12 protein-coding genes are annotated in these 12,480 nt (G+C 65.9%); all 12 read right to left on the reverse strand.

Annotated features, from left to right (window positions below; translation table 11 throughout):
* Positions 1–62 precede the first annotated feature (62 nt).
* The 12 genes from O1R50_RS18060 to glmU all read right to left on the reverse strand — a co-directional run bounded on the left by O1R50_RS18060 (position 63) and on the right by glmU (position 12,363).
* The gene (locus tag O1R50_RS18060) at positions 63–887 is read right to left on the reverse strand and encodes a 3'(2'),5'-bisphosphate nucleotidase CysQ (protein WP_270111554.1); all 825 of its coding nucleotides are present in this window, start codon (positions 885–887) and stop codon (positions 63–65) included.
* A 684-nt stretch (positions 888–1,571) separates the two neighbouring features.
* A complete protein-coding gene (locus O1R50_RS18065) occupies positions 1,572–2,120 on the reverse strand; it encodes a hypothetical protein (protein ID WP_270111555.1) in 549 nt (182 codons plus the stop codon).
* 56 nt (positions 2,121–2,176) lie between these two features.
* Entirely contained in the window at positions 2,177–2,482 is a 306-nt protein-coding gene (locus tag O1R50_RS18070) for a hypothetical protein (RefSeq protein ID WP_270111556.1), read from the reverse strand.
* A gap of 313 nt (positions 2,483–2,795) precedes the next feature.
* Positions 2,796–3,509: a hypothetical protein gene (locus tag O1R50_RS18075; protein WP_270111557.1), complete on the reverse strand. Its 714-nt coding sequence runs from the start codon at positions 3,507–3,509 to the stop codon at positions 2,796–2,798.
* Between the two features lie 189 nt (positions 3,510–3,698).
* Positions 3,699–5,441, reverse strand: coding sequence for a hypothetical protein (locus tag O1R50_RS18080; RefSeq protein ID WP_270111558.1), 1,743 nt, complete (start codon positions 5,439–5,441; stop codon positions 3,699–3,701).
* 2 nt (positions 5,442–5,443) lie between these two features.
* Positions 5,444–6,148, reverse strand: coding sequence for a hypothetical protein (locus O1R50_RS18085; RefSeq protein WP_270111559.1), 705 nt, complete (start codon positions 6,146–6,148; stop codon positions 5,444–5,446).
* Positions 6,145–6,480 carry a hypothetical protein gene (locus O1R50_RS18090; RefSeq protein ID WP_270111561.1) on the reverse strand — a complete coding sequence of 112 codons (336 nt, stop codon included), beginning with the start codon at positions 6,478–6,480 and terminating at the stop codon, positions 6,145–6,147. Before O1R50_RS18090 ends, O1R50_RS18085 begins: the two co-directional genes overlap by 4 nt.
* Positions 6,481–6,786: 306 nt before the next feature.
* On the reverse strand, positions 6,787–8,292 hold the full coding sequence (locus O1R50_RS18095; protein WP_270111562.1) for a sugar transferase: 1,506 nt from the start codon (positions 8,290–8,292) through the stop codon (positions 6,787–6,789).
* Between the two features lie 130 nt (positions 8,293–8,422).
* Positions 8,423–9,010, reverse strand: coding sequence for an aminoacyl-tRNA hydrolase (gene pth / locus O1R50_RS18100; protein WP_270111563.1), 588 nt, complete (start codon positions 9,008–9,010; stop codon positions 8,423–8,425).
* 13 nt (positions 9,011–9,023) lie between these two features.
* Positions 9,024–9,635, reverse strand: a complete 612-nt coding sequence (locus tag O1R50_RS18105; protein WP_270111564.1) for a 50S ribosomal protein L25/general stress protein Ctc — start codon at positions 9,633–9,635, stop codon at positions 9,024–9,026.
* A 202-nt stretch (positions 9,636–9,837) separates the two neighbouring features.
* Entirely contained in the window at positions 9,838–10,821 is a 984-nt protein-coding gene (locus O1R50_RS18110; protein ID WP_270115694.1) for a ribose-phosphate diphosphokinase, read from the reverse strand.
* A 102-nt stretch (positions 10,822–10,923) separates the two neighbouring features.
* Positions 10,924–12,363, reverse strand: a complete 1,440-nt coding sequence (gene glmU, locus O1R50_RS18115) for a bifunctional UDP-N-acetylglucosamine diphosphorylase/glucosamine-1-phosphate N-acetyltransferase GlmU (protein WP_270111566.1) — start codon at positions 12,361–12,363, stop codon at positions 10,924–10,926.
* Positions 12,364–12,480 lie beyond the last annotated feature (117 nt).

Here is a 12,480-nt window from a genome sequence, read left to right on the forward strand (position 1 = left end):
CTCTCGGCAGACCCCGTTCGGGGGTGTTCGGTTGTCGTCGGGTCCGGTCGGGGACCGGGTGGTCAGTTCGTCCCTTTGATGGCCTCGAGCGCGGGCCCGGCCAGGTCGGGGCGGCAGACCAGCAGATCCGGCAGGTACGGGTCGGCGTTGTTGTACTGCAGCGGGGCGCCATCGATCCGCGTCGCGTGCCAGCCGGAGGCGAGGGCCACCGCTACGGGGGCGGCGGAGTCCCATTCGAACTGCCCGCCGGCGTGCACATAAGCGTCAACTGTACCGGCGACCACGGCCATGACCTTGGCACCGGCGGAGCCCATCGGCACGAGTTCCGCGCCGAGCGCGGCGGCGACCGCTTCGGCTTCGGCCGGTGGTCTGGTGCGGGACACCGCGATCAGGGGCTTGCCCTCGCGAAGCGCCGGGACCGCGTAGGTCTCATCGGTGCGCAACGTCACAGCCTGCGCAGGGAGCGCGACTGCGGAAGCGGTAAGCCCGAGGCCTCGCTCCCAGAGAGCGACGTGCACGGCCCAGTCGTCACGCCCGGCCTCGGAGTACTCACGAGTCCCATCGAGTGGATCGATGATCCACACTCGGTCCGCCCCGAGCCGCTCGGTACCGACACGACCGGTCTCGCCCTTGCCTTCCTCGGAAAGCACGGCGTCGCCGGAACGTTCGGCAGCGAGACGCCCGAGCAGGTAGTCATTCGCTTCTTTGTCCCCGGCGGCCTTGAGCGCTTTGGGGTCGGCGAACCCCAACTCGGCCCTGAGCTTCAGGAGCAGCTCCCCCGCGCCACTGGCCAGTTCAGCCGCGAACGCGACATCAGCCGCCGAAGCGGCCTCGGGCGTGGCGGTGGGAACTCCGGTCACCCAAGCGGAGTCAGGGGCGTCATGCATGCGCGCCAGTCTACGCTGCACCCCAACCCCGCCCAAATATTGGGCCACCCAATCCCGCTATCCGGAACCCCCTCGCATTTCCCCAACCGCTGCGGAACGGTCACCTCTGATTGAAATCCGCATATGGATCGGATCGGATGTCAAACCCCGAGCCATCGCTGAAGGTGATCCGGTCATAGGCCCACGAGCGGGGCCCCTTGAACCTCAGAGAGAGCTGCCGGAGGACTCCCGGCTCGAAACGGAACTGGCCCGGTGCCAGTTCAAGTTCGGTTCGGCAGACCACCGGCTCCGGAGGTAGCTGCTTGCACCGTTCCAGGCTCAACTCAATGCCGTGGTGCAACTCGACTGCACTCGCTCTCTCGGTCTCCACAAGCCGCGAACTGAACCTGACTCTCGCAAATCGCTGATCGGTGAGGATCCAAGCGCCTGACTCAACCTCGAGATTCATCGAACCAACATGAGCGGCAGCATCAGCAGGTTGAGCAAGAAGGTGCCGACAACCGTCCACGGAGTCTGAGCATCTCCAGCCGACAAAGCCCTCTGACCTGGTAATAATCGACGCCCCCAAGGGCCATCAACACGAGCCGCTCACCCGGCCTGAGCCAACCTGCGGACAACACGCCCAGGGCATCGGTCTCCGCATGGAACTCCCGATATCTCTGTCTCATGACCCCCGCCAACGCCTCAGCTCTGCGCTATGGACATGGCACCTGGGGCGATCTCGAAGCCCGAGCCGTCTGGGAGAAGAATCCGGTGGTAGGTACCCACCCGAGGCCTGAACTTCCTGGAGAATCGACGCTCAATGTTGGGTTGGAAGCGAATCTGTTCAGCGAGAATCTCGAAGTCGACACGGAACCGCCCCGACTCGAAGGTCGCGGCCACGATCCGATGATTGGTCAGCATCCAAACTCCGTGGATCCCGGCGTCGAACGAGGGCCTTGAACGAAAGACCGCCATGCACTTGGGGCTCTCACCGAAGACGAGAACCGCAGGCTGGCTCTTCTTCCGCGGGAAGTCCGAGAAATCGAAATCGGAGAGGCACGCGAAGAAATCCACAATACGGATGAATGCAATCCAGACCATTTTGAACGGAAATCCCAGGACACGCAGCCAAACCGGCCAAGGACGAGCAGGCTTCCCGTTCTCCCGCAATCCCGCCACGAAGTACGACTCCGCAGCCTGAGGAGCCGACCATCTGATAACCTCTCCCGGCTCCAGGTACTGCTCCTTCACCAAGTCGACTCCGTAGGCGCTTGAATAGAAGGGTCCGTACTCCCCTGCGGCCACCATCAACCACCGATTTCTGCCGCGGCACCATCGAGATCGCTCTGAGAGTCCGCATCGGCAAGCTCATAGGAGTCCGCGGAGTCGCGGAGTTTCGAAGCTCCTCCACGGATCGCCTCGGCAAGACTGTCGATTTGCTCGACCAACGTCGTGCACCCCTCCGCGTAGGGCTGCTCGAAGAAGAAGCCCGTCATGCCCCAAGTCATCTCAGCAGCGCCGGCTTCAGAGGCCGTCTCCTCGACATGACCATCGCCGTCGAGCTTCGCCCGGCTCAGCAGCGGAAAGTTCGAATACCTGGAGTCCCAGGTCAATCTTGTGAATTTGGCCGCCAGGCCCGGCGATGACTCGGACTGCTCCGTCTTCTGCGACGACTTCGGCTTCGATTTCAGTGATGGCCTGCTGGAGGCGGGCGGACTTGTCGGCGAGGCCGAGGAAGTCGTTGTCCGACACGGGGACTGGCTCCATTCAGGGAGTCGGTGATCAGGTGTTCACGAGAACGGTATCGGAGCGCTTCCGGTTTGTGGGTACATGTCTTGCATCACGGGAATCGAAAGGGTTTGGGGTGCAACAGGAATCATTGTCAGCCTCGCGAGGCGACGATGTGCACCCGTCGCGATCCGCCCGTTACGACCGTGGGCCGGTCGGTCCGCTGGGCCAAGACGTTTGCTGGTTCGGCTGAGGTTGCGGCGGGCCGTAGCCCGCTTGCGGTGCGTATCCCGGCTGTGGGGCAAATCCCTGCGGACTGTTGAAGGTCGGGGGTTGCGGCGGTCCCGGAACGGCGGTTTGCTTTGGTGCCCACTGGCGGACGCGGCGGGTGAAGATCAGGATGAAGACGATCAGGGCGGCGAGGAAGGCGATTGGACCGGCGATTGCGTTAAGCATGATCGGGTCTATCGGGCCGAGGAAGTATTGCTTGGTTCCGGTGGGAGTAGGGACGGTCTTCCACAGGATTACTGCGCCGGTCCCCCAGGCGGCCAAGGGGAGCAGCATGATGCCGACCCAGACCGCGGTGAGCACTCGAGCCCAGCGGCGCCGTTTGTGAAGCCCGATCGCTGAGAGGATCGCCAGGACCGCCAGCAGGATCGGGAGGCCGATCACGGTCACGAGCGCGTACAGGAACTCACCGGTGGCAAGACTCTCCGGCGTATCCCCAGGCTCGTTCAAATCCCACATCTCGCGATCTGCCATCAGCCCTACCAGCCGTTGCATGAGCATGAAATAGAGCGCTGGTGTGGCGATTGCGATTAGGAAGACCGCTACCTGGATAACTCCGACCGCAGCCGGTTTCCGATCGGGCGGCGCTGGCGAGCTGGGGGCGAGTCGCGGGTCGTAGGTCATTCGTCCTCCTGAGATTCGGTCACGCGGGGTCGAGATCGAGTTTCGAACGCACTGATAGCTATATCCGTATGGAGCGGGTTTGGGGTGGAGCTCGGCGTGCGCGAGTCTGATTGAGGGCGTGGAAAGTTCAGGCCGCCGGGGAGAATGTCTCCCCGGCGGCCGGGTTGTGTGACCTTGCGGGCCTTGGGGTTAGGCGAGCGGGTCGTTTTCGTCGTTGAAGCGGGCGAGGCCCCAGACGTCTTCGTCTTCGGTGAGCCAGGTGCCGGTGTTGGCGTCCTCGTCTTCACCGAGGCCGCCGGCGCCGCGGCCGCCGCCCATCATGCCTCCGGCGCCAGCCTTGCCGCCTGCGCCCATGCCGCCCTTACCGCCGGCTCCGGCGGTCTTGCCGAAGAGGCCCTGACCCTTGCCCATGCCACCCGCACCGGCACCGCGGCCAGCGCCGCTTCCACCCGCCATGCCGGTCATGCTTCCCGAACCGCCAGCGGCAGGACCGAACAGACCCGAACCCGGGCCGAGGCCACCGCCGCCCGCGCCCATGCCGCCACCGGAGGTGCCGAGGCTCGGGCCGGTCAGCGTGCCGGCGCCGGACCCAAGGCCGCCACCTGAGGCGAGACCACCGGAGGTCTCATCATCGTCGTTGCCGGAGGACTCCCACGGGTTCAGACTGGTGTCTGTTCCAGTGTTCGAGCCTCCCGTGAGGTTGCCGCCTGAGCCGAACGTGCTGGTGTTGCTCGGGGAGTTCAGGCCGCTGGTGCCGGAGCTGGAGAGGTCGGTGTTGAAGTTCCCACCGCCGGGAGGGGAGTAGGCGGCGCTATCAAGGTCGCCAGCGGAGTCGCGGAACGTGGTGTCCCTGGAGGTCTCGACGGTCGGGCTGAAGCTGGAGGCGGAGGTTTCGGCGTCGGTCCAGCGAGCGACGACGGTCTCATTCTGCTCGGTGGCGCGGGCCTGGTAGTCCTGGTCGGCCGCTTCGTAATCCTGGGCTGCACGGTTATTGGCGTCTTCAGTGGCCAGACGTTCGGCCTCGGCCCTGATCGAAGACTCCTGCTCAGGCGTCAGCTGCACGTCCTCGGTGGAGTCGGCGGGCTTGGCGGCCTCGGACGCCTGCAGCTGCTCGGCCTTCAAGCGCGTGTAGTGGTACTCGGTCTGGTCGGTCATGTACTGGTTCAGCTCGCCGGTGTACTCGCTGTCGAACCCGCCCAGTTCCATGGCCTGCTCGGCGTCGCCGTCGCCGAACATGCATCCTTCGGCGACCTCGCAGTCTCCGGGTTTGAACGGGGCACGCACGTGCACCTTCGGGTTCGAGAAAAGCCCGCCCTTGTCCTCCACCCAGTACTGCGGGGCGGGGTAGGGCAACTCACCGGAGGCGGCGCCCTGGAGGCTGAAGATCTCGGAAGCCTTTTGCTCCAAGAGGCCCGCCATGCCGGTGGTGTCGGTCCCGATGTCAGCGGCGATCTGCTCGCAGTTAGCGAAAACCACCTCCATCTGCTCAGCGAAGGCGTCGAAATCGTCGCCCTGCCACCCGTTGGACATCTCGGTCAGCTTCGACCGCAGGACGGGCGCGACGGCAGTCTCGGGGTTTTGGGCGAAGTCGTTGTTGAACTTCAGCCATTTGTATGAGATCTCGCGCAGCGCATAGTTGTTGGGATCTTCAGGTCGGATCTGAGAGACCAGCGACTGAACCTCATCGGGAGACGGCGCAGCGGTGCCCTGGGCGACGCACTTGAGGTTCTGGACCTGGTCTGCGATTGGGATCGCAGAGACCAGTTTCACCCAGGCCTCTTCCGCAGGGTTCTCTCTGTTTTCGCAGTCGCCGTTCGAGCAAGCCGCACCGTTGAGGAATGAGGTGTTGGCGGTCGTCTGGGACTCCGATCCCGCCGACCAGCTGTCCATGGACTGGTAGGACTCAGTCCCGAACTGGATGTCATCGCCCATGACTACTGGACCTCCGCGATCTTGTCGTTAACGATCTGGTTAACCTCTGGCAAGTATGTGTCGATGAGCCACTGATGCAGCTCGTCTTCCGTGAACGCCAACGCAGGCTCTCCACGGTTCTCAAGTCCGTAGTCAAGAGTGTGGTCGAGATCGAACGTGAAGACCCATTGGCCGTCTCGTGCGACTATCTGAGTATTCGGCGACTCTCCGCCACCGCTCCATGTGTAGAGGAAGCCCTCATCCCACGGGCCGCTGATCGAGGTTTCTTGGAAGTCCGTGCCGCCTGAACCGGCGGCGTTGGCGTTCGCAGTTCGTTCCTCGAAGAGGGTGGAGGCGGCGTCTTCGCTTTCGGCAGGTGCGATGGCGACTCCAAGCTCACCGCCAGCACCAGTCCAGTCGTTCTCGCCCAGATAGATCAGATTCCCGCACCCGATGGAATCGGGATACCAGGTGGAGTCGTATTCGCGAGTCTGGGGCTCCCCGCCTGCAGCGGTGCTGGAACCCCATCCTTCGATACCCATGAAATCGGTGATGGGCTGGAGGTTGTCCAGGACCTCGCAGGCGTCCCAGGTCTTCATTGCGGCGAAGACCGGATCTTCACCGCCGTCTCCGTTGCCGCCGTTGCTACCTGCGTCTTCGGAGCAAGCAGCAAGGGCGAGGAGGAGCGCAGCAGCAGCGGTGGCGGTCTTGGCGGCGGCGAATTTCATGCGGTGCCCTCGGTGTCGGAGCCGGCGAGGTTCATCTCGACGATGTTGAGTTCCTCGGCGTCGGTGTGCAGACCGAGGGATTCGTTGATCGTCACAATCGCGCCGTACAGATCGGCACGAAGCTTCTGCAGGTTGTTCCAGGTCTCCTCGTGTGCGCCCGCGTACTGCGTGCGGGCATCCGCCGAAGAGTCGAGCAGGCCGAAACCGGGCTCGTATCCCAACTCATTGCCGGGCACCATCTTCTGAGTCAGCTCGGTGACGAAGTTGAGACGAGCGACCAACTCATCTCGAAACGCTTCGAGGTATTCAGGATCGAGCACACGTTGAGCCACGGCGGGGACCTCCGGGGGTTATTGGGTGAAACGACTGCAAAACCATCTTGATTTTAACGGTCCGCTGCCACACCGTGTGACCGCGGCGTTGTCGCGCAATCGCCCGAGCGGATGTAGACCTCTCGGCGTGTCGCGTTGCCGGGGAGGGACATAGCGTGTCATCGGCAAACGTCGCGCAACGAGTGTTCTACGCGCACAACTGACTCAGCCACACCGGCTGGACGGCAGTCCGGCCCGTTGCCGAAGGGCTGGTGGAGGAGCGCCTCACCTGGTCGTTGACCGGGCGAGGCGCTGACTAGCCCCGTTTCAGTATGCGCCTTGCGGGCGCAGGATCGCGGTCACCGTGCGCAGGAGGATGACGAAGTCCAGTGAGAGGTTCCAGTGCTCGACGTACCGGAGGTCGAGGCGGACGGCCTCTTCCCAAGGCAGGTCGGAGCGGCCGGAGACCTGCCAGAGGCCGGTCATGCCGGGCTTGACGGCGAGGCGGCGGCGCATGTCGGATTCGTAGGCGGCGACTTCGATGGCGAGTGGCGGGCGGGGCCCGACGAGGCTCATGTCGCCGCGGAGGACGTTGACGAGCTGGGGGAACTCGTCGATGGAGAAGCGGCGCAGGTACTTGCCGACGGTAGTGATGCGCGGGTCGTCCTTCATCTTGAAGAGGACGCCGTCGCCTTCGTTGAGGTGCACGATCTCCGCGAGGCGCCGTTCGGCGTCCGTGTGCATGGTGCGGAACTTCCAGATCGTGAACGGCTGGCCGTCCTTGCCGATGCGCTCCTGTTTGAACAAGGCCGGACCGGGCGAGGTGCAGCGGATGAGGAAGGCGGCGCTGAGGAGGAGCGGCGCGAGCGCGAGCAGCAGGAGGGCCGCGCCGACGCGGTCGACGGCTTCCTTGGCGAGGCGGCGGACGCCGGTGAGGCGGGCGTGGTCGAGGTGGAGCATGGGGAGGCCGTCGACGGGGCGGACGGTGGTGCGGTCACCGGCGACGTCGACGAGGGCGGAGGCGACGATGAGGTCGACTTCACTGCGTTCGAGCTTCCAGGCGAGCCGACGCAGGGCCTGGCCGTCGATTTCGGGGCAGCCGAGGACGATCACGGTGTCGGCGCGTTCGGCGGCGACGGCTTCGGCTATGCGGTCGAAGCTGCCGCGGACGCGGGTGTCGAAGTCCAGTAGCGCACCTTGGGGTTTTTCGGTGGGCAGACAGGCCGCTACGACGTTGAGGCCGTGGTAGTGCTCGCGGCGGAGCTGGACGATAAGCGCCGCGACGGAGGACTCGTGGCCGACCAGGACGACGCGCTTCATGCAGCGTCCGTCGCGGCGCATGTGGTGCAGCCATTTGCGCCAGCCGAAGCGGGCGACGATGGAACAGGTTGCGGCGGTGGGGATCGCTATCAGGACGAAGACTCGGGAGGTCGGCAGTTCGAGTCCATAGGAGACCATGGCGACGGCGGCGGTGAGGGCCACGGCGGCGTGCACGATCCGCTGGTACTCCTCGGTGCCGACGAAGAGGTACCGCTTCTCGAAGGCGCGGGAGAGGCCCAGCACCGCGAGCCACACTGCGGGCAGGGCGATCAGGGCGAGAACGTAGACGCGGGTGCCGTCGTTGACCTGGCCGAAGCGGGCGAAGAAGGCCAGCGCCGCGCCGATGATCCCGGCGGCGATGTCGGAGCCGATGATGCCCGCGAAGTACTTGCGCTGCCAGGCAGGCGGGCCGCCGTACGGTCGGGTCGCTTGAGGTCCTATGGAATAGACGCGCCCTCTAGCGGGGCTGTCATGCAGGCCTTCAAAAGCCGTCGAGTCCGCAACCACTGTCATGATCGGATAACGAACGACTCGACATGGAGTGACGGGGTTGTCACACTATGGAGTAGATGAGATTTAGTCCACTATGGGCGCCGAAGGACACCCTATGCGGCAGGCGCGTTGCCGAGCGTCGGTTTCGACTTCACTTCGGTGCGTTGAACTGGTTCTGCGCCATCACGAAGCCCTTTTCGATGATCGCCTCGACCGCGTCGGCGGCGAGTTCGATGTTCAGGTCCGCTTCGGGGCGTTCGGCCTTGGCGAAGTCCTTGAGGACGAAGTCGGCCGCGTCCTGGCGGCCGGGCGGCCGGCCGACGCCGAAGCGCACCCGGGCGTAGTCCTTGGTGCCCAGCACCTTCGTGAGCGAGCGGAGGCCGTTGTGGCCGCCCTCGCCGCCGCCGCGTTTGAGGCGCAGTTCGCCGAACGGGACGTCGAGTTCGTCGTGAACCGCGATCACCGATTCGGGTGCGACCCCGAAGTACTGGGCGAGCGGGCCGACGGCCTCGCCGGAGAGGTTCATGAACGTCAAGGGTTTGACGAGTATGACGCGAGGCCCGCCTACCCCCAAGCGGGCCTCGCAGACTTCGGCGCGGGCCTTGCGGGCCACGGCGAAACGACCGCCGACGCGTCGGGCGAGCGCGTCGACGACCATGAAACCGACATTGTGGCGGTTCGCGGCGTATTTCGGCCCAGGGTTGCCCAGGCCGACCACGAGCGTCGGGGCGTCGGTCATGTGGTTCTCGGTGTTACTCGGCAGCAGCGGCGGCCGGGGCTTCTTCACCCTCGGCGGCCTCTTCCTCGGCCGGGGCCTCGCCGCGCGGCTCGGAAACGGAGGCGAGCACCAGGTCGCCGTCCGAGAGGATGACGATGCCCTCGGGGACCTCGACGTCGCGCACGTAGCGCTGCGAGCCGATGGCCAGGCCCTCGATGCTGACCTCGATGGACTCGGGAATGTGGGTCGCCTCGGCCTCAACGGTCAGGGTGTTGAGGTCGTGCACGACCAGGCCGCCCTTCTCCGCCTCGCCGACGAAGTTGACCGGGATGTCGGTCGTGATGGTCTCGCCGCGGCGGACGATCAGCAGGTCGGCGTGGACGATCTCGTCACGCAGCGGGTCGCGCTGGATGTCCTTGGGGATCACCAGCTCGCGGGTACCGTCAGTGACCTCGATGGCGATGAGCTGGTTGGCGCCGCCCTTGCGGATGGCGGCGGCGAGCTCAAGCGAGGGAAGGGAAATGTGGAGCGGCTTCTCGCCGTGGCCGTAGACCACCGCGGGAACCTTTCCAGCCCGGCGCGTACGGCGGGCACCGCCCTTCCCGAAGTCAGTGCGAGGCTCGGCGCTGATACGAACTTCGGACACGGAAATACTCCCCTGTTTTTTAGCAACATTTCATGCGGCGCTCGACGCTCACGTCGGCATTCAGAAGGGCACACGAGCCCTGAAAAAGACCTACGCCTTTGCGTCGATTACGGCGCCCTCTGGAGGACACCCTCGCCGTCGGCAACCCCACCAGAGTACTACGCGCATCAGATCAGGCTTGACACGGGCGTCGATATGTGACTTACGAGAGACCGCCGAAGAGCGTGGTGACGGAGCCGTCGTTGAAGACCTCCCAGATGGCCTTCGCGACGAGCGGCGCGATGGACAGGGTGGTGATCTTCTCGAGGTCCTGGGCTTCCTTGGGGAGGGGGAGCGTATTGGTGACGATCACTTCGCTGACGGGCGCCTTCGCGAGGCGCTCGACGGCGGGGCCGGACATGATCGCGTGGGTGGAGGCGATGACGATGTCCTCGACGCCGGACTCCTTGAGCATCTCGGCGGCCGAGCAGATGGTGCCGGCGGTGTCGATCATGTCGTCGATGAGGAGGCAGGTGCGGCCTTCGACGTCGCCGACGACCTTGTGCGCGACGACCTGGTTGGGCTTGAGGGGGTCGCGGGTCTTGTGCACGAACGCGATGGGGCAGCCGCCTAGCCGGTCGGACCAGCGCTCGGCGAGGCGGACGCGGCCGGTGTCGGGCGAGACGACGGCCATCTGGCGGTCGGCGTACTTCTCCTCGACGTAGCGGGCGAGCGTGCCCATGGCGAAGAGGTGGTCGACGGGGCCGTCGAAGAAGCCCTGGATCTGGGCGGTGTGGAGGTCCACGGTGAGGATGCGGTCGGCGCCGGCGGTCTTGAGGAGGTCGGCCATGAGGCGTGCGGAGATGGGCTCGCGGCCGCGGTGCTTCTTGTCCTGGCGCGCGTACGGGTAGAACGGGAGCACGACGGTGATCCGCTTGGCCGAGCCGCGCTTGAGCGCGTCGATCATGATGAGGGTCTCCATGACCCACTCGTTGATCGGCGCGGGCATGGACTGCACGACGAAGGCGTCGCAGCCGCGGACGGACTCCTGGTAGCGCACGAAGAGCTCGCCGTTGGCGAAGGAGTAGGCGCTCATCGGGGTCGGCGCGACCCCGAGGTGCTTGCCGATCTCCTCGGCCAGCTCCGGGTAGGCACGCCCGGAGAACAGCATGAGCATCTTGGAGTTGACAGCGGACATGCTCGCCATGACGTGGGCTCCCCCAGTAGGTCGTCTCACCTGAACCTCGACGGTTCCAGTGTCCCCTGCCCTGCGCCGAAGCGCGAGGGGACCGGGGGGTTTAGTGTCCCGTCACGCTTCGGACACTCCCGCCTCACCCTTCGCACGCCTCGCTGCTTTATCCGAGACGGTGCCCGGGCGCTTCTTGGCGACCCAGCCGGTGAGCACGGCCTGGCGGGCGCGGGCGACGCCGAGGTCGCCGGGTTCGACGTCCTTGACGATGGTGGACCCGGCGGCGACGTAGGCGCCGTCGCCGACGCTGACGGGGGCGACCAGCACGGTGTCGCAGCCGATGAACGCGGCCTCGCCGATCTCGGTGCGGTGCTTGTGGACGCCGTCGTAGTTGGCGGTGATGACGCCGCAGCCGATGTTGGCCTTGGCGCCGACGGTGGCGTCGCCGAGGTAGGCGAGGTGGTTGGCCTTCGCGCCGGGGCCGATCTCGGCATTCTTGGTCTCGACGAACGCGCCGATCTGGGACTGCTCGGCGAGCTTCGAAGCGGGGCGCAGGTGCGCGAACGGGCCGACGTGGGCGCCCTCACCGATGTGGGACTGGTCGGCGTGGCTGCGGACGACGACGGCGCCCGCGCCGACGATCGTGTCGGTGAGCGTCGTGTCCGGGCCGATCTCGGCGCCGGAGTCGACGGCCGTGGCGCCCTTGAGCTGCACGCCGGGGCGGATGAGCACGTCGGGGGCGACCTTGGCGGTGGCGTCGATCCAGGTGGTCTCGGGGTCCTCGAGGGTGACGCCCGACTTCATCAGCTCGGTGTTGATGCGCTGCTGCATGATGCGGCGCAGCCCGGCGAGCTGTGCCCGGTCGTTGCAGGCCAGGACCTCGGTGGGGTCGTCGACGACGACGGCGCCGATGGGGTGCCCGGCTTCGCGGGCGAGTTCGAGCACGTCGGTGAGGTAGAGCTCGCCTTGGTCGTTGGCAGAGGTGAGCTTGGACAGCTGCTCGCGCAGGACCTGCACGTCGAAGGCGTAGGTGCCGGAGTTGATCTCGCGGATGGCGAGTTCGTCGAGTTCGGCGTCGCGGTGCTCGACGTTGCGGAGGACGTTGCCCTCGCCGTCGCGCACGATGCGTCCGAACCCGGTGGGGTCGTCGACTTCGGCGGTGAGGACGGTGACGGCGTGGCGGGCCTTCTCGTGGACCTCGACCAGTTCGGTCAGGGTGCTGCGGCGCATGAGGGGGGCGTCGCCGCAGAGGACGACGACGGTGCCCTCGAGGTCGGGGTAGGCCTCCAGCGCGGTGCGCACGGCGTGGCCGGTGCCGAGCTGCTCGGTCTGGAGCACGGTCTCGGCGTCGGGGGCGGCCTTGTCGAGGAACGCGGTGACCTGGTCGGCCGCGGCGCCGACGACCACGATGCGGTGGTCGGGCTGGAAGGACTTGGTGCTGCGGAGGACGTGCCCCAGCAGGGTCCGGCCCAGGAGTTCATGAAGGACCTTGGGTTTCGCCGACTTCATGCGGGTGCCCAGGCCAGCGGCCAGGATGATCGCCGAACGCTCACTGCTCATGATGGGCCATGGTAGTCGGTGGCCGAGCGGTGAACGGCCCGACCCGGGGACCCGCGCCGTCACCGAATCGTTACGAATGGAAGACGTTCTCCATCGCCCTGACACTTGTGCGAGCTG

The organism is Glycomyces luteolus (assembly GCF_027622875.1).
Lineage (GTDB): Bacteria > Actinomycetota > Actinomycetes > Mycobacteriales > Micromonosporaceae > Glycomyces > Glycomyces luteolus.